Below are 17100 nucleotides of genomic sequence, written 5' to 3' on the forward strand. Positions count from 1 at the left end.
GGGTTACGCCGGCTCGTAATTCAGGATCGGCGCCAGCCAGCGCTCAGCCGTGCGCACATCCCAGCCCTTCCGGCGGGCATAGTCCTGAACCTGGTCGCGCTCGATCCGGCCGACGCCGAAATAGTGACTCTCGGGATGGGCGAAATATAGCCCCGACACCGCCGCCGGCGGCGTCATGGCGAAGCTTTCCGTGAGCTCGATCCCCGCCGTCTCGGTCGCCGACAGCAGCTGGAACAGCGTCGTCTTCTCGGTATGGTCGGGCTGGGCCGGATAGCCGGGCGCGGGGCGAATGCCGCGGTACTTCTCGGCGATCAGGGCGTCGATGTCGAAGGGCTCGTCCGGCGCATAGCCCCACAGCTCTGTACGCACCTTCCGGTGGAGCGCCTCGGCGAAGGCCTCGGCCAGCCGGTCGGCGAGGGCCGTGAACAGGATCGCCGAATAGTCGTCGCCGGCGTCCTTGAACGCCTTGGCCTGGGCGAGTTCCCCATGGCCGGCGGTCACCGCGAAGCCGCCGATGTAGTCGGCCTTGGTCCCCACCGGCGCCACGAAGTCGGCCAGCGCCACGTTGGCGCCGTCGCCCGTCTTGATCATCTGCTGGCGCAGCGTGTGCAGCCGCGCAAGCTCGGCCTCCCGCGCCTCGTCGGCATAGACCACAATGTCGTCGCCCTCGGCGTTGGCCGGCCAGAAGCCCACCACGCCGCGCGCCTCCAGCAGTCCCTCCTGCAGGATGCGGTCCAGCATCCGCTGGGCGTCGTTGAACAGGTCCGTCGCCGCCTTGCCGACCACCTCGTCGGTCAGGATGTCGGGGAAGCGGCCCACCAGCTCCCAGCTCGCGAAGAACGGGGTCCAGTCGATGTGCCGCCGCAGCTCCGGCAGGTCGTAGGGCGCGAAGGTCCGCACGCCCAGGAAGCTCGGCTTCGGCGGGTCGTAGGCCGTCCAGTCGGGCGTGAACGCGTTGTCCCGCGCCTCCTGCAGGCTGGCCCGGGCGCGATTGCCCTGGCCGCGGGCGAACTGCTGGCGGACCTTCTCGTAGTCGGCCGCCGTCTCCGCCAGGAATCGCGCCTTCTCCGTCTTCGACAGCAGGTTCGAGACCACGCCCACCGCCCGGCTGGCGTCCAGCACATAGGTCGTCGAGCCCGACGGATAGCGCGGCTGGATCTTCACCGCCGTGTGCGTCTTCGAGGTGGTGGCGCCGCCGATCAGCAGCGGGATCTTGAAGCCCCGCCGCTCCATCTCGGCGGCCACGAAGCTCATCTCGTCCAGGCTCGGCGTGATCAGCCCCGACAGCCCGACGATGTCCACCTGGTGCTTCTCGGCCTCGTCGAGGATCCGGTCCGCCGGCACCATCACGCCCAGGTCCACGACCTCGTAATTGTTACATTGTAACACCACACCGACGATGTTCTTGCCGATGTCGTGGACGTCGCCCTTGACCGTCGCCATCAGCACCCGCCCGGCGTGCTCCCGCGGCTTGCCCTCCTTCTCCGCCTCCATGAAGGGCATCAGGTAGGCCACGGCCTGCTTCATGACCCGGGCCGACTTCACCACCTGCGGCAGGAACATCTTCCCCGCCCCGAACAGGTCGCCGACCACGTTCATGCCGTCCATCAGCGGGCCTTCGATGACGTGCAGCGGCCGCTCGGCCTTCTGCCGCGCCTCCTCGGTGTCGGCCTCGATCCAGTCCGTGATGCCGTGCACCAGCGCGTGGCTCAGCCGCGCCTCGACCGGCTGCTCGCGCCAGGCCAGGTTCTCGACCTTGGCCTCGCCTTTCTGGCCCTTGTACTTGGGCGCCAGGTCCACCAGCCGCTCGGTGTTGGAGACGCCGCCCTTCGCCGGCCGGTTCAGGATCACGTCCTCGACGGCCTCGCGCAGCTCCGGCTCGATGTCATCATAGACCGGCAGATCACCGGCGTTGACGATGCCCATGTCCATGCCCGCCGCGATGGCGTGGTACAGGAACACCGAGTGGATCGCGCGGCGCACCGGCTCGTTCCCGCGGAACGAAAAGCTGACGTTCGAGACCCCGCCGGACACCCGCGCATGCGGCAGCTCGGCCTTGATCCGCCGCGTCGCCTCGATGAAGTCGACCGCGTAGTTGTCGTGCTCCTCAATGCCGGTCGCGACCGCGAAGATGTTGGGGTCGAAGATGATGTCTTCCGGCGGGAAGCCCACCTGCTCGGTCAGGATGCGGTAGGCGCGCGTGCAGATCTCGACCTTGCGGTCCTGGGTGTCGGCCTGGCCCACCTCGTCGAAGGCCATCACCACCACGGCGGCGCCATAGCGCAGGCAGGCCTTGGCCTGCTCGATGAACTTCTCTTCGCCTTCCTTCAGGCTGATCGAATTGACGATCGACTTGCCCTGCACGCACTGCAGCCCGGCCTCGATCACCTCCCACTTGGAGCTGTCGATCATCACCGGCACGCGGGCGATGTCGGGCTCGGCCGCCATCAGGTTCAGGAACGTCCGCATGGCGGCGACCGAATCCAGCAGGCCCTCGTCCATGTTGACGTCAATGACCTGGGCGCCCGCCTCCACCTGTTGCCGCGCCACGCTCAGCGCCTCGGGATAATGCCCCTCGGCGATCAGCTTCCGGAATTTGGCCGAGCCGGTGACGTTCGTCCGCTCACCGACGTTCACGAATGTAGGGCGCACTAATCTGCCTCAGGAGGTACAAGGGCCGGCAGCCCGTCGATGGATTTGGCGTTGCTGGCGTAGCGACGGGCCGTCCACTCCTCGAGCGGCCGGTGATCGATCCAGCGGCGGAGCTGATCCCGCTCGCCGCGATAGTCGAAGAAGGGGATGCTCCAGCCGCAGCTGTCGGCGATGCGGCTGAGCTCGACGACGATGACAGCCCGCGCCCGGTCATAGCCGGGGAACCGCGCCAGGAGGGTCGGAAACTCGGCGTCGTGGAGCGCGACCGCGCGACCACGCCCGTACAGCCGCAGGATCTTCGGCGCGCCGTCGAAGGCGCAGAACATCAGGGTGATGCGGCCGTTCTCCCCGGACGTGCGCCATCGTCTCGGCGCCTGACCCGCCCAGGTCCAGGTAGGCGACGGTCTTCTCGTCCAAGACGACGAAGGTGTCGTAGCCCTTCGGCGAGACGTTGACCGAGCCCTCGCCCGACAAGGGCGCCGTCGCGACGAAGAACATCTTCTGTCGCGCGATGAAGCCGATCAGCGCCTCGTCCAGCTGTTCGAACGTCTGGCTCATCAGACGAGCTCGAAGGGCTCCAGCCCCGCCAGCCGCATCGCGGTCGGGCGCTCCGGGATCTGCCGCGGGGTCACGCCCTTCACGGCGTCGGCGACGTGCTTGATGTGTTCGGGCGTCGTGCCGCAGCAGCCGCCCAGGATGTTGACCAGCCCGTGCTCGGCCCACTCATGCAGCATGTGGCCCGTCTCGTGCGGCTGCTCGTCGTACTCGCCCATGGCGTTCGGCAGGCCGGCGTTCGGATAGGCGCTGACCAGCGTATCGGCGATCCGGGCCAGCTCGGCGATGTGCGGCCGCATCAGCTCCGCGCCCAGGGCGCAGTTCAGGCCCACCGCGAACGGCTTCGCATGCCGCACCGAATTCCAGAACGCCTCGACCGTCTGACCCGACAGCGTCCGCCCCGAGCGGTCGGTGATGGTGCCCGAGATCCAGATCGGCAGTGGCTCGTAGCCCTGGTCCTCCAGGTCCATGATCGCCTTGATCGCGGCCTTGCAGTTCAGGGTGTCGGTGATGGTCTCCACCAGGAACAGGTCGACCCCGCCCTCGTGCAGCGCCCGCACCTGCTCGGAATAGGCCTCGTAGACCTGCTCGAAGGTGACCTTGCGCGCGCCGGGGTCGTTCACGTCCGAGCTCATCGACAGCATGACCGGCAGCGGCCCGATGGAGCCCGCCACGAACCGCGGCTTATGCGGCTCCTTCGCCGTCCAGGCGTCGGCCGAGGCCCGCGCCAGCTTGGCGCCTTCGAAGTTGATGTCCCACACCGCCGCCTCACAGGCGTATTCGGCCTGGCCGATCGACGTGGCCGAGAACGTGTTGGTCTCCGAGATGTCGGCGCCGGCCGCATAGTAGGCGTCGTGCAGCTCCGCGATGATGTCGGGCCGGGTGATGCACAGCAGGTCGTTGTTGCCGCGCAGCTCGCCCGCCGCGTCCTTGAAGCGGTCGCCGCGATAATCGGCCTCGGCCAGGCCGCGCTTCTGGATCATCACGCCCCAAGATCCGTCGAGGATCAGCACGCGTTGCTTGGCGGCGGCCTTCAGGGCCGCGATCCGTTCCTGCCTCGTCATGCCGCGGCCTCCTTGGGCTCGGGTCCGGTGTCGCGCACGCCCAGGATCCGGCAGATCGCATAGGTCAGGTCGGCGCGGTTGAGCGTGTAGAAGTGGAAGTCGCCGAAGCCCTCTTCCGCCAGCCTCGCGCACATCTCGCTGGAGACCGACGCCGCGATCAGCCGGCGGGTTTCCGGGTCCTTGTCCAGGCCCTCGAACAGGTTGCCTAGCCACGTCGGCAGCTCGATGCCGATCGGCCCGGCCATCTTCTTGAGACCGGTATAGTTGGTCACCGGCATGATCCCGGGCGAGATCGGGATGGTCACGCCCGCCTTCCGCACCCGATCCATGAACCGCAGGAAGCCGTCCACGTCGAAGAAGAACTGGGTGATCGCCCGCGTCGCGCCGGCGTCGACCTTGGCCTTCAGCACATCGATGTCGTGGTCGATCCCGACGCTCTCGGGGTGCACCTGCGGATAAAGGCCGACGCTGACCTCGAAGTCGCCGACGGCGCGGATGCCGGCCGTCAGTTCGGTGGCGTTGCGGTAGCCGTCGGCGCGCGGCGTATAGGCCCCTCCGATCTGCCCCGGCGGGTCGCCGCGCAGGGCCACGATGTGGCGGATGCCGGACGCCCAATAGTCGCGGATCACCTCGTCCACCTCGGCGCGGCTGGCCTCGACGCAGGTCAGGTGCGCGGCGGGCTTCAGCGTCGTCTCCGAGAGCATCCGCAGCACGGTCCGGTGCGTGCGGTCCCGCGTCGAGCCGCCGGCGCCGTAGGTCACCGAAACGAACGACGGGTTCAGCGGCTCCAGGCGGCGGATCGCCTCCCACAGCTTCTCCTCCGCCTCAGGCGTTTTCGGCGGCGAGAACTCGAAGGAAACGTTCGGGCGCGGCGCGCCGCCCACGCCGGCGCGGGCCACGGGTCCCAAGGCAGAATTCGCGGGGCTCATGCGGCGGTCCTCTGCGGCTGGCGCGCGCGCTCGGCGGTCCAGATCTTCACGGTCAGTCCCTGTTCGCGAACAGGCGGCAAGGTCTCCACGGCCACCCGATCCAGGCCGGCCTCGCCCAGCCAGCGGCTCATCTCGGCGTCCGAGAAGCCCAGTCGGCGATGCTGGTGCTGCTCGCGCAGGAACTCCAGCCCGTGCGGGGCGAAATCGACGATCACCAGCCGGCCACCGGCTGCGGTGATCCGCCCGGCCTCCTTCACGGCCGCGGCCGGGTCGCCCAGGTAGTGCAGCACCTGGTGCACCACCACGAGATCTGCGCTCTCGTCCGGCAGCCGGGTGCCGAAGATGTCGCCGTGACGCAGCTCGCACCGCTCCAGCCCGGCCTCGGCCACCTGGGTCCGGGCGATGTTCAGCATCTGCTGTGAAAGGTCGAGGCCCAGCGCCTGCTCGGCCCGGGGCGCCAGCAGGGTGAGCATCCGGCCGGTGCCGGAGCCGAGGTCCACCAGACGGCGGAACGGGCCCTTCCCGACGGCCTTCAGCACGGCGGCTTCGACATCGGCCTCGGCCACGTACAGCGAGCGGATTTCGTCCCAGCGGGCCGCGTTGCGCGCGAAATACTCTCCCGCGTCCGCGGCCCGCTCGGCCTGAACGGCGATCAGCCGCTCGGCGTCGCGCATCAGCCCCGGATCGGCTAGGTCGACACGGGCCAGGATATCCGCCGCCAACTCACCGGCGTGACCTTCCTGAACCAACCGGTAGAACACCCAGGCCCCATCGGGGAAGCGCTCCACCAGGCCCGCCTCGGCCAGCAGCTTCAGGTGACGGGAGACACGCGGCTGGCTTTGATCGAGCACGCGGCACAGCTCGAGAACGGCCAGTTCCTCGCGCGCGAGCAAGGCGAGGATGCGCAGACGCGTCGGCTCACCCGCCGCGCGGAGCACGTCAACAGCCTGGGCCGCCGAAAGCTTCATGGCCCATATAAAGATATCTTTATGTCTTTAAGTCAAGGCCGGTTCAGGCGGCGACGGGGCTGGCCACAGGCTCCCCCGCCAGGAACAGTCGCACGTTCTCCACCGCTTGCGCCACCATGCGCGGAATGGAGTCCACCGTGCCGCCGGCCGTATGCGGGGTCAGAACCGTGTTGGGAACGTCGGCCCAGCGCGCCGCGGGCGTCGGCTCGTCCTCGAAGACGTCTAAAGCGGCCCGCCCCAGCCGGCCGTCCTTCAGCGCCGCGATCAGCGCATCCTCGTCGACAACGGACCCGCGCGCCACATTCACGATCAGCCCCCGTGGTCCGACCGCCTCGATGACATCCCGCGAAACCGCCTTGCGGTTGGACGCATCGGCCCGACAGGCCACGACCAGGATGTCGCTGTCGGCCGCGAGCGCAAGCAAGCTCTCGGCCTGCGGCCAGCGCACCGCCTTGGGATTGGGCCCCCACCATGAAACCTGCATGCCGAACGCCTCGGCGCGCACCGCCACTGCCTCGCCGATGGCGCCCAGGCCCATGACGCCCAGCTTGCGGTCCTTGAGGCCGGGCCGAGGCCTCATCCGGTCATCGTTGCGCCAGCCGCCCTCGCGCACCACCCGATCGCCGGCCACGATGCTCCGCCACGACGCCAGGATCAGGCCGATGGCATGGTCCGCCACGTCGTCGGCGTTCAGCCCCTTCGCGTGCGTCACCTCGATGCCATTCGCGCGGCACCAGGCAACGTCGACGCCGTCGTAGCCGACGCTCACGCAGGCGATCAGGCCGAGGCTCGGCAGCGTCTCGAGGAACTCGGGCGTCAGCGGGATCTCGCCGGCGTGCACGATAACCCGCACATTGGCGCGATCGGCCTCGGAGAGCGTCCAGCGCGCGGCCACGCGGAAGCCCGCCGCCTCCAGCGGCTGCCGCACCGGCGCCAGCATCTCGTGCGAAAGCATCACCACCGGCTCGGACATACCCATCTCCCTGCAAGCGGGAGACCAGATGCCAGAGCCGGCGGGTTGCGCCTAGCGTCAGGTGTAGAAGCTGGACGGCACTTGGCCGCCGTTCTCGGCCAGCTTCTTCATCACCGCCTTGTGGAGGGCGATGTTCTGCTCGGCGCTGCCGTGTTCGCCCGCGCGGACGCCCAGTTCGTCCGCCAGCTCCTTCCGGGCCTGCAGGCTGGAATCCATGTGCAGCAGTTTCAGCAGGTCGACGATCGAGGTGCGCCAGTTGCCGCCCCCGCCGTCCTGCATCTCGGCCATACTGGCCAGCACCGCCTCGACGTCGACCGCAGGCTCCGACGCACTGCTGGTCGCCGCGGCGGGCGTCGAAGCCCCGACGGCCGCCGGGGCCTGCGCCGCAGGCGCCTGCGCCTGACCCGGCGCTGCGCGCTTGTGACCGAAGATCTTGTCCTTGATGGCTGAGAAGATGCCCATGCGCGGCCTCCATTGTCCGGGTTCAGCGAACCCGGCTTGGCCGCGCATGGTTCCCGGCCACGTGCGTCAGATGCTCGAGCGCGTCTCGCCCGTCTGCGCCTCGGCATGGCCGCCGCGGTGGCGTCCTTCGGCGAACTCCTCGACCATCCTGGCGCAGAACGCCGGCAGATCGTCCGGATTGCGCGAGGTCACGAGGCCGCCGTCGACGACCACCTCCTGGTCGACCCATTCGGCGCCGGCGTTGCGGAGGTCGTTCTTCAGCGACGGCCAGGACGTCATCGTCTTGCCGTCCACGCCGCCGGCGTCGATCAGCGTCCACGGTCCGTGGCAGATGGCGGCGATCGGCTTCTCGGAGCGGACGAAGTCGCGGATGAAGTCGATGGCCTCATCCTCCAGCCGCAGTTGGTCCGGATTGATGACTCCGCCCGGCAGCACCAGTCCGTCGTAGTCCGATGCGTTGGCGTGCCCGAGGTCGCGGTCGACCGGGACCTGGTCGCCCTTGTCGTGATGGTTGTAGCCCTGGATCTGGCCGCCCTTGGGCGAGACCACATGCACCTCCGCCCCAGCCGCTTTAAGCGCCTCGACGGGCTTGGTCAGCTCCACCTGTTCGAAGCCGTCCGTGGCGAGCACCGCCACCTTGCGTCCTTGCAGACGTCCTTCAGCCATCACTGGCCTCCTCTTCGGGAATTGTCGGATTTCCGCCCGAACAACCCACGGGAGGCGCCGGTGTTCCGGTTCTAGCTGGTGAAGATCCAGCCGGCTGGGAGCGACGAAAGCTGCACGCCCACCAGCACAACCTGATCGCCATTGCCCATGTCGACGATGGCGTCGCCCCCTCCTGGCGGAGCGTGTACGCCGTGCCCGCCAGCACGTTCACCCGATCGCCCTCGGCCGCGTTGAAGTCGAGGATCCGGTCGATCCCCGCGCCGGAAAAGGTGTGGAAGGTGTCGGCGCCTAAGCCGCCGATGATCGTGTCCGCACCCCGGTCGCCCGCGACGAAGTCGTCGCCCTCACCCGCCGAGATGCTGTCGTTGCCCTGGCCCCCGCGGACCCAATCGTTGCCGTCGCCGCCCTCACAGGTGTCGTCGCCAAGATTGCCGTAGACCACGTCGCCGTCGGCTTCGCCGTACAGCATGTCGTTGCCTTGCCCCCCGACCACCCAGTCTCCGGCAAGCCCGCCCCGCAGGGTGTCCTCGCCCCAGTTGCCGTGCATGTCGTCGAAGGCGTCGCCGCCGACCATGGAGTCGTTGCCGTCTTCGCCCCGGAGGAAGTTCAGCCCCGCACCGCCGCTGATCGAATCTGCCCCGGCGCCGCCCATCAGGGTGTCGCCGCCGCCCCCACCGGCAAGCGTGTCGGCCCCGGCCCCTCCGGAGAGCCGCTCCCGCGCCGCCGCCGCCGACGAGGCTGTCGTTGCCCCCGCCGCCGTCGACGAGCCCCGTGACGGTTCCCAGCTCGCCTTCGTACCGGTCGTCACCTTCCGCGAGGGTCACGTCGCCCTGGATCGACCCCGAGTTGACGAGGCGCGACGCCGCGTTCCCCATCATCACCTTGCCGATCATAGTTCCGGCGTTCGTGAAGGTCTCGGGCTCACTGGCGCTGTTCACCTGCAGCGCGATCTCGGCATCGATCACGCCGGCGTTGATGAAGGCGCTGCTGGCCCGGGGCGAGCCCCAATAGACGCCGAGGCTCTCACGTGCCGGATCGGAAGCAATGGCTCGAATAACGCCCGAGTTGTGGAAGGTCAGCCCGACCTGGTCGACGAGATGGACTGCCCATGCGTCCGTCTTGCCAGACACCAACAGCATGCCCTCGTTTCGGAAGGCTGCGCCGTTTGACTGGACGCCGATGGCGGCCCCGCCGCTGGAGGTGACGCTGAACTGCCCCGCGTTCAGGAAGCTCCATCCTTCCGACGCAGAGCTGAACGCACCCATCGCGGGCCCCGTGGCTTCGACGATAACCGAGCCGCGATTGACGAAGTCGATGGCCTTCGAGCTGCCGTGAAAGCCGGTCGCCGCTCCAAAATGGGCTTCCGGCCGCGTGGACGTCACCCTCAGCAGCCCGGACCCCTCCACGGTTACGACGGCGTTCGCCGGGGCCGAACTGAAGAAGCTGACGGCGATGCCCGCGATCTGAGTCTCGGCGGAGCCCGCCGAGTTCGAGACGCTGACTGAGCCGCCGATGGTCAGCACGTTCGCGGTCGCGCCGGGGGTCAGTTCGATGATGAAGCCATTTTCGTTCAGGTACTGTCGAACTTCGCCCGGCCCCAAGATCAGGCCGCCCGTCGTCACCGTCGTCGTCGCCACGCCGCAACTCCGCACAACACTCTAGGTTGTGAGGCATAGCGGAGCGGCCGTCCCACGGCCAGCCTTATGGCAGAGCTTGGCCCCTTACCGGGCGAACTTCTGGAACTTGATCCGGTGCGGGATCAGGCTGTCGGCGCCGAGCCGGCGCTTCTTGTCCTCTTCGTAGGCTTCGAAGTTGCCCTCGAACCACTCAACGTGGCTGTCGCCCTCGAACGCCAGGATATGGGTGGCCAGCCGGTCGAGGAACCAGCGGTCGTGGCTGATGACCACGGCGCAGCCGGCGAACTCCTCGAGCGCCTCTTCCAGGTTCTGCAGCGTCTCGATGTCGAGGTCGTTGGTCGGTTCGTCCAGCAGGATGACGTTGCCGCCCTCGGTCAGCGTCTTGGCCAGGTGCACCCGGTTGCGCTCACCGCCCGACAGCAGGCCGACCTTCTTCTGCTGGTCGCCGCCGCGGAAGTTGAAAGAGCCCACGTAGCTGCGGGTGTTGATCTCGCGCTTGCCCACCGCCAGGACGTCGAGGCCGCCCGAGATCTCCTGCCAGATGGTCTTGTTCGGATCGAGCGCGTCGCGGCTCTGGTCGACGTAAGACAGCTTCACCGTCTCGCCGAGGCGGAAAGTCCCGCTGTCGGGCTGCTCCTGGCCGGTGATGATCTTGAACAGCGTCGACTTGCCGGCGCCCGTTGGGGCCGATGACGCCGACGATGCCGTTCGGCGGCAGCTTGAACGACAGATCCTTGAACAGCACCTTGTCGCCGTAGGCCTTCGACAGATTCTCGGCCTCCAGCACCACATTGCCCAGGCGGGGGCCCGGCGGGATCTGGATGGCCGCGAAGGTCTGGGCCTGGCGGGAATTCTCCTGCTCCAGCACCATCTCCTCGTAGCGCGCCAGGCGAGCCTTGGACTTCGCCTGGCGGGCCTTGGCGCCCGAGCGCACCCACTCCAGTTCGCGGGTCATGGCGCGCTGGCGGGCCTCGCTCTCGGACTGCTCCTGCACGATGCGCTTGGTCTTCTGCTCCAGCCAGCCGGAGTAGTTGCCCTCGTAGGGGATGCCCTTGCCCCGATCGAGCTCCAGCGTCCACTTCGTCACCTGATCCAGGAAGTAGCGGTCGTGGGTCACCAGGATCACGCAGCCCGGGAAGGCTTCCAGGTGGTGCTGCAGCCAGGCGACGCTCTCGGCGTCGAGGTGGTTGGTCGGCTCGTCCAGCAGCAGCATGTCGGGCTTGCTCAGCAGCAGGCGGGCCAGCGCGACGCGGCGCTTCTCGCCGCCCGACAGCTTGTCGACCGGCCAGTCGTTCGGCGGACAGCGCAGGGCGTCCATCGCCATCTCGATGCGGCTGTCGATGTCCCACAGGTCCCCGGCGTCCAGCTTCTCCTGGAGGGCGGTCATCTCCTCCATCAGCTCGTCCGAGTAGTCCTCGCCCATCAGGGTGGCGACCTCGTTGTAGCGGTCGAAGATCTTCTTCTCTTCGCACCACGAGATCACATTGCCCCAGACGTTCAGCTGCTCGTCCAGCTGGGGCTCCTGCTCGAGGTAGCCCATCTTCACGCCGTCGGCCGCCTTGGCCTCGCCCGAGAACTCCTTGTCGATCCCGGCCATGATCTTCAGCAGGGTCGACTTGCCCGAGCCGTTGACGCCCACGACGCCGATCTTGGCGTCGGCGTAGAACGACAGCCAGATGTTCTCGAACACCTTCTTGCCGCCGGGATAGGCCTTGGTCAGGCCCTGCATCTGGAAGATGTACTGCTGCGCCATGGGGCGTCCGCGCTCTCGCTTTGGTATGTCGGGGAAATCCGCCGGTGCAGATAGCGGTCCGGGCCTCCGGGCGCAACGTCGGCGCGGCGGCCGCAGGATGTCGGAACCGGTCTCACGCGCGCGCGTTGTGGCGGTTTGGTCGACGGTTCGTCAGGGGGGACGAGGCGGGTGCGCGCCCATCAGGACAATCCATGTCCGCCGCTCGTGGCGGCCGGGGCCGTGGGGCATCTTCCCGCTCAACCGTTGGGCGATGCCGCTCGCCTCGATCAGGCGTCAGGGTTAAGTGGGCCATGGCCATCGTGACCAAGTCCGGAATCCCGCCGCAGACCTCCGATCATCTTCTCGACGCGCTCATCGAGTATGCGGTGTACAGGCTCGACGCCGAGGGCCGCGTCGCAAGCTGGAACAAGGGGGCCGAGCGCGCGATCGGCTTTACGGCGTCCGAGATCCTGGGCCAACGCGCCGAGTGCTTCTTCACGCCTGAGGACCGCAAGGCGGGCGCGTTCCGCAACCTCCTCCGGGAGGCGGCGGCCCACGGCAGCGTCAGGACCCAGGGCTGGCGTGTGCGGAAAGACGGGGCGCCGTTCTGGTCCGAGGGCGCGCTCCACGCCGTCCGCGACGAGGCGGGCGCACTGACCGGCTACGCGGAGATCACCCGCGACATGACCGCCGAGCGGACGGCGCGCGACGACCTCATGCAGAGCGAGCGGCGGTTCCGCCTGCTGGTGGAGAGCGTCGTCGACTACGCCATCTTCATGCTCGACGTGAACGGCACGGTGACCAACTGGAACGCCGGCGCCGAACGCATCAAGGGGTACCGCGCCGACGAGGTGGTGGGCTCGCACTTCAGCCGGTTCTACACGCCCGAGGACCGCCGCGCCGGACTGCCGGCCCGGGCGCTCGCCACCGCCAGCCGTGAAGGCCGCTTCGAGGCCGAGGGCTGGCGGATGCGCAAGGACGGGAGCCGCTTCTGGGCCCTCGTGGTCATCGACGCGGTGCACGACGACGATGGGCAGCTCATCGGCTTCGCTAAGATCACCCGCGACATCAGCGAGCGGAAGGCCGCCGAGGATGCGCTGGCCGACAGCGAGCGGCAGTTCCGCCTGCTGGTGGCGGGCGTCGTGGACTACGCGCTCTACATGCTCGACCCCAACGGGGTGGTCGCCAACTGGAACGCCGGCGCGGCCAAGATCAAGGGCTACCGCGCCGAAGACATCGTCGGCCAGCATTTCAGCCGCTTCTACACCGAGGGCGACCGGGCCGCCGGGGTGCCCGCCCGGGCCCTCCAGGCGGCCACGGAACAGGGCCGCTACGAGGCCGAGGGCTGGCGGGTGCGCAAGGACGGCAGCCTGTTCTGGGCCAGCGTCGTCATCGATGCGATTCGCGACGAGGACGGGGCCTTGCTGGGATTCGCCAAGATCACCCGCGACATCACCGAGAAGCGCACCGCGCAGCTCGAGCTGCAGCGGGCGCACGAGCAGCTCGCGCAGGCCCAGAAGATGGAGGCCCTCGGCAAGCTCACAGGCGGCGTCGCCCACGACTTCAACAACCTGCTGATGGTCGTCGCCGGCCAGGCCCAGTTGCTGCGCAAAAGAGTGGCGGACGACGCCCGCGCCTTGCGGGCGCTCGACGCCATCGAGGCCTCCGCCAAGCGGGGCGAGGATCTCACCCGCCACCTCCTGGCGTTCTCGCGCCGCCAGCGGCTGCAGCCGATGTCGATCTCCCTGGCCGAACGGCTCGAGGATCTGAGGGCGCTGATCGCCACCAGCCTGCCGGCCTCCATCAGCCTGGACCTTGCCCTGCCGGACGACCTCTGGCCGGTGAAGGTCGACCCCAGTGAACTGGAACTCGCCCTCCTCAACCTGGCCGTCAACGCTCGCGACGCCATGTCGACCGGCGGCGCGCTCTCGATCCGCGCCGCCAACGCCACCCTTGATCGCCGCGATGACGCCCTGAGAGGCGAGTTCGTGGCGGTGACGGTTGAGGACAACGGCACCGGCATCCCAGCCGACATCCTGCCCCGCATCTTCGACCCGTTCTTCACCACCAAGGAGGTGAGCAAGGGCACCGGCCTCGGCCTCTCCCAGGTCTACGGCTTCGCCGAGCAGAGCGGCGGTCGGGTGGAAGTGGACAGCCAGCTCGGGCGCGGCACGCGCTTCACGCTCTACCTTCCCCGGAGCGGCGGATCCGCCGAGAGCCTCCCGCAGGACGAGCCGGAGCATGTCGCCGCCAGCGCCAGGATTCTCCTCGTCGAGGATAATCCCGAAGTCGCGGAAGTGGCCGCCGCGATGCTGGAACAGCTGGGGCACGAGGTTCGCCTCGCCAGTTCGGCCGCGAAGGCGCTTGCGATGCTCGGGGAGGCAGAACCGCCGGACCTGGTGTTCAGCGACATCGTCATGGCCGGCGAAATCGACGGCCTGGGCCTTGCCCGCCAGATTCGCGAGGCGCGGCCGCAACTGCCCGTGCTGCTGGCCACCGGCTACAGCCAGGCCGCCGAGGGTCTCAGCGGCGAATTCCCGATCCTTCGCAAGCCCTATCGGCTGGCGGAGCTCAGCCGCGCCATCGGCGCCCTTCTCGGCCCGCCCGAGGGTGGCGGGGGACGACGCGGAGGGGATCCCGCGCAGAAGGACGCCGACGGCAAGCTGGTGGACCTTGACGCGGCGCGCAGCCGTCGAGCCCGGCGGGACGCCTGAGGTCCGATCTTGACCCTTCCGGCCGCTAGTTGCGGGCGGTTTGGATCGTAATGGCCCCGCGGTTGCAGGCCCGCACCTGGCCGGCGGTCAGCTCACGGCCGCGGCTCTTGTAGCTGGAGACCGGTCCCACGACGGCGGCCACCCGCTTGCACTCCTTCACGAGCCCGTCGACACCGGCGCGCCGAGCGGCGTAGCCCGAGCATTGGTCGCCTTCACAGCGCCAGGCGACGCCGTTGATGGTCGCCTCGGGCGGCGCCTGAGCCGGCGACGCCAGCGTGGCCTGCCCGCTGAACTCACCCGCCAGCGGGGGTTGGGCGGAGGCAGCCCCAGGCGCAGCCATCCCGGTGACCAGCACGGCTGCCGCGATCGCCCCAACAGTCCTGAAACTTTGCATCTTCGTGATCCTTCCACTAGAAAAGAGCACGACCGGTCGCTAGCTCAGAAAGAGCACGATCGGTCACTTTCTGTCAAGCGGGAGGCTTGGCCGTATGCGCAAAGGTGAAGCGACGAGGATCCGGATCGTGGAGGAGGCTGCTCGGCAAGCCTCCCTGCGGGGCCTCGCGGCGGTCAGCCTCGCCGACGTGGCCGAGGCGGTGGGCCTCTCCAAGAGCGGGCTGTTCAAGCACTTCGACTCGAAGGAGGCGATGGAGCTCGAGATCGTCGACTACGTGACCCTGCTGTTCACGGAGTTCGTCTGGCGCCCCGCCGAGCACCTGCCCACCGCCCGCGAACGCCTCTCCCGCATCTTCGACCTCTGGATGGACTGGGAAGACAAGAAATGGGCCCAGGGCGGCTGCCCGATCATGGCCTTCAGCGTCGAGCTCGACGACCAGCCGGGTCCCGTCCGCGACCTTCTGCAGAGGCGCCTCCAGCAATGGAAGAAGACGCTGCTGCGCCAGTTCCAGCAGCTGCGCGAGCCGCCGCTGTCCGACGTGGAGGCCCAGACCGCCTACTTCCAGATGAAGAGCTTCGCCCTTGGCCACCTCGACGCTCGGCGCATCATGGGCGACGCAGACGCCCGTCGTTCGGCCCAGGCCGCGTTCGAGGCCCTGCTCGACCGGACCGAACGCGCGTCTCCGCCCTGACGGGCGGAACAATCGGCTCCTCATTTGATTGTCTCGGCACGCCAACTGAGGAGAACGATATGCACCGCGATGAAATGAAAGGCGCCGGCAAGGACATGAAGGGCGCCGTCAAGGAAGCCACCGGCCGCGCTACCGGCGACGAGCGTCTGGAAGCCGAAGGCAAGGCCGATCGCGTCGAAGGCAAGGTCCAGAAGGGCGTCGGCAACCTCAAGGAAGCCGCCCGCGACGTGCTCAAGCACTAGCTCCGTAGCCGCCCGGAGTTGGCGCCGACGCATTCGGCGCTATCTCCGGGGGGCATGAACGCAGTCGAACATCCTCGCGGCCCCCGGATCGGTCCCGGCGTCGCCGCGGGCGTCACCGAGGCGGTGATCCGCACCCAGGTGCACACATTCTACGCGCGGGTCCGCGAGGACGAGGTGCTGGGCCCAATCTTCAACGCCGCCATCCACGACTGGGATGAGCATCTCGCCAAGCTCTGCGACTTCTGGTCCTCTGTGCTGCTGGTCACCGGCCGGTTCAAGGGCTCGCCGATGGCCGCGCACGCCCGTACCCCCGGCGTCGAGCCCGAGCACTTCCCTCGCTGGCTCGCCCTGTGGGCCGACACCGCCCGCAAGGTCTGCCGCCCCGAAGCTGCGGACCTCTTTATGGCCAAGGCCGAGATGATCGGCGAGAGCCTAAAGCTGGGCCTTGCGGTCAGCCGCGGCGAGATTCCGCCCCTCGCCCGTTAGCTATTCCGCCGCCATCGCCTCCGTCGGCGCCTGCCGGGCGCGCCAGGCGGCCACCAGCCGCTGCTGTTCGGCACGGCTGCGGTACAGAAGGTCGCGCGGCAGCCCAAGCCGCGCGCTGGCCTGACAGGGCGGCGAACTCGGATCCACCACCCGCTCGGCCAGCCGCCCGGCGAGTTTCAGGGCGACCCGGTCGGTGGCCCTCAGGTCCCACTCCGGTCCGAGTTGCAGGACCTGGCGGACCTCCTGGGGCAGGAGCGAGACCGAGGCCTTGGCCAGGGCGCGGTGGAACAGCTTCGGCACGCCGGGCGCGGCCTTGCCCGAGCAGATGATGTCCAGGAATTCGCCGACGATGGGGTGGGGCTCGAAGCCCGGCGCCAGGCTCTCCATCATGGCGATGAAGTGGGCCGACGAGGTCAGAGGCGTCTGCACGCCGTATAGCCGGGCGATCGGCTCACCCTCGCGGTAGAAGGCGTCGAACTCTGCGGGCGTCAGCGGCGCCACGAAACGGTGATAGGCGTTGACGAAGCCGAAGCCGGCGGTGGCGTGCACCCAGTCCAGCAGCTCGGGGTCCAGCGCCCTGTAGGCCCGCCCGCCCGGCGTCTCGCCGCTCACCTGGGCGTGCATGTTGGTGACGCCCTGGATCACCCGCCGGGCCGCCGCCTGCGGGCCATAGACCCCGACCATCGCCGCCATGCCGGTGCGGCGCGAGCGGCCGATGGGATCGGCCTTGTAGGTGGAGTGGTCCCACACACCCGAACGGATCCGCGGCTCCGCGAACTCCAGCAGAACCGCCGCCACCCCGCCGACGCCCAGCGCGATCGGGTTCTTGAACACTCGCCAGGAGATGGAGTCGGGTTCGAGATAGGCCGCAGCGCCCTTCGGCGAAGCGAAGTCGACCTTCCAGCCCATGTATGAGGCGATTTCGGTCATGGGGG

16 protein-coding genes and 2 pseudogenes are annotated in these 17100 nt (G+C 68.6%); 5 read left to right on the forward strand and 13 right to left on the reverse strand.

The features are described from left to right. Positions 1 to 3: 3 nt before the first annotated feature. From metH to LRS10_RS24800, 10 genes and pseudogenes are all read right to left on the reverse strand, one after another. Entirely contained in the window at positions 4 to 2652 is a 2649-nt protein-coding gene (gene metH / locus LRS10_RS01125; protein WP_257835644.1) for a methionine synthase, read from the reverse strand. Further along, entirely contained in the window at positions 2652 to 2978 is a 327-nt protein-coding gene (locus tag LRS10_RS01130; protein WP_257835645.1) for a hypothetical protein, read from the reverse strand. The genes metH and LRS10_RS01130 overlap by 1 nt, the downstream gene beginning before the upstream one ends. Positions 2979 to 3209: 231 nt before the next feature. Then, positions 3210 to 4271, reverse strand: a complete 1062-nt coding sequence (locus LRS10_RS01135; protein WP_257835646.1) for a homocysteine S-methyltransferase family protein — start codon at positions 4269 to 4271, stop codon at positions 3210 to 3212. Beyond that, positions 4268 to 5200: a methylenetetrahydrofolate reductase [NAD(P)H] gene (gene metF, locus LRS10_RS01140; RefSeq protein ID WP_257835647.1), complete on the reverse strand. Its 933-nt coding sequence runs from the start codon at positions 5198 to 5200 to the stop codon at positions 4268 to 4270. The genes LRS10_RS01135 and metF overlap by 4 nt, the downstream gene beginning before the upstream one ends. Beyond that, positions 5197 to 6168 (reverse strand): metalloregulator ArsR/SmtB family transcription factor, encoded by a 972-nt coding sequence (locus LRS10_RS01145; protein ID WP_257835648.1) that lies wholly within the window; start codon positions 6166 to 6168, stop codon positions 5197 to 5199. Before LRS10_RS01145 ends, metF begins: the two co-directional genes overlap by 4 nt. A gap of 43 nt (positions 6169 to 6211) precedes the next feature. Continuing rightward, entirely contained in the window at positions 6212 to 7141 is a 930-nt protein-coding gene (locus tag LRS10_RS01150; protein ID WP_257835649.1) for a 2-hydroxyacid dehydrogenase, read from the reverse strand. A 57-nt stretch (positions 7142 to 7198) separates the two neighbouring features. Next, the gene (locus tag LRS10_RS01155; RefSeq protein WP_257835650.1) at positions 7199 to 7603 is read right to left on the reverse strand and encodes a DUF3597 domain-containing protein; all 405 of its coding nucleotides are present in this window, start codon (positions 7601 to 7603) and stop codon (positions 7199 to 7201) included. A 66-nt stretch (positions 7604 to 7669) separates the two neighbouring features. Further along, the gene (locus LRS10_RS01160; RefSeq protein ID WP_257835651.1) at positions 7670 to 8269 is read right to left on the reverse strand and encodes a type 1 glutamine amidotransferase domain-containing protein; all 600 of its coding nucleotides are present in this window, start codon (positions 8267 to 8269) and stop codon (positions 7670 to 7672) included. Next, entirely contained in the window at positions 8262 to 8921 is a 660-nt protein-coding gene (locus tag LRS10_RS01165; protein WP_257835652.1) for a calcium-binding protein, read from the reverse strand. The genes LRS10_RS01160 and LRS10_RS01165 overlap by 8 nt, the downstream gene beginning before the upstream one ends. 15 nt (positions 8922 to 8936) lie before the next feature. After that, positions 8937 to 9077, reverse strand: a pseudogene (locus tag LRS10_RS24800) (hypothetical protein); the annotation flags it as partial. Positions 9078 to 9115: 38 nt separating this feature from the next. Here LRS10_RS24800 and LRS10_RS01170 point away from each other — a divergent pair. Beyond that, positions 9116 to 9280, forward strand: a complete 165-nt coding sequence (locus LRS10_RS01170) for a hypothetical protein (protein ID WP_257835653.1) — start codon at positions 9116 to 9118, stop codon at positions 9278 to 9280. Between the two features lie 710 nt (positions 9281 to 9990). Here LRS10_RS01170 and ettA read toward each other — a convergent pair. Further along, a pseudogene (ettA, locus tag LRS10_RS01175) lies at positions 9991 to 11659 on the reverse strand (energy-dependent translational throttle protein EttA). A gap of 290 nt (positions 11660 to 11949) precedes the next feature. Between ettA and LRS10_RS01180 the strand changes: the two are divergent. After that, on the forward strand, positions 11950 to 14352 hold the full coding sequence (locus LRS10_RS01180) for a PAS domain-containing sensor histidine kinase (RefSeq protein ID WP_257835654.1): 2403 nt from the start codon (positions 11950 to 11952) through the stop codon (positions 14350 to 14352). Positions 14353 to 14377: 25 nt separating this feature from the next. Here LRS10_RS01180 and LRS10_RS01185 read toward each other — a convergent pair whose 3' ends face one another. Further along, a complete protein-coding gene (locus tag LRS10_RS01185) occupies positions 14378 to 14746 on the reverse strand; it encodes a hypothetical protein (RefSeq protein WP_257835655.1) in 369 nt (122 codons plus the stop codon). 127 nt (positions 14747 to 14873) lie between these two features. On the opposite strand from LRS10_RS01185, the gene LRS10_RS01190 reads away from it, so the two are divergent. Genes LRS10_RS01190 through LRS10_RS01200 form a run of 3 tightly spaced genes read left to right on the forward strand, consistent with a single transcriptional unit; the run spans position 14874 to position 16165 of the window. Continuing rightward, positions 14874 to 15437, forward strand: a complete 564-nt coding sequence (locus LRS10_RS01190) for a TetR/AcrR family transcriptional regulator (RefSeq protein ID WP_257835656.1) — start codon at positions 14874 to 14876, stop codon at positions 15435 to 15437. Between the two features lie 59 nt (positions 15438 to 15496). Continuing rightward, complete coding sequence (locus LRS10_RS01195; protein ID WP_257835657.1) at positions 15497 to 15679, forward strand: CsbD family protein; 183 nt, start codon at positions 15497 to 15499, stop codon at positions 15677 to 15679. A gap of 54 nt (positions 15680 to 15733) precedes the next feature. Then, positions 15734 to 16165 (forward strand): group III truncated hemoglobin, encoded by a 432-nt coding sequence (locus tag LRS10_RS01200; protein ID WP_257835658.1) that lies wholly within the window; start codon positions 15734 to 15736, stop codon positions 16163 to 16165. Here LRS10_RS01200 and LRS10_RS01205 read toward each other — a convergent pair whose 3' ends face one another. After that, positions 16166 to 17095 carry an oxygenase MpaB family protein gene (locus LRS10_RS01205; protein ID WP_257835659.1) on the reverse strand — a complete coding sequence of 310 codons (930 nt, stop codon included), beginning with the start codon at positions 17093 to 17095 and terminating at the stop codon, positions 16166 to 16168. It abuts the gene before it with no gap. Between the last annotated feature and the right edge of the window lie 5 nt (positions 17096 to 17100).

Origin of the sequence: Phenylobacterium sp. J426 (assembly GCF_024699945.1) — a bacterium.
GTDB lineage: Bacteria > Pseudomonadota > Alphaproteobacteria > Caulobacterales > Caulobacteraceae > Phenylobacterium.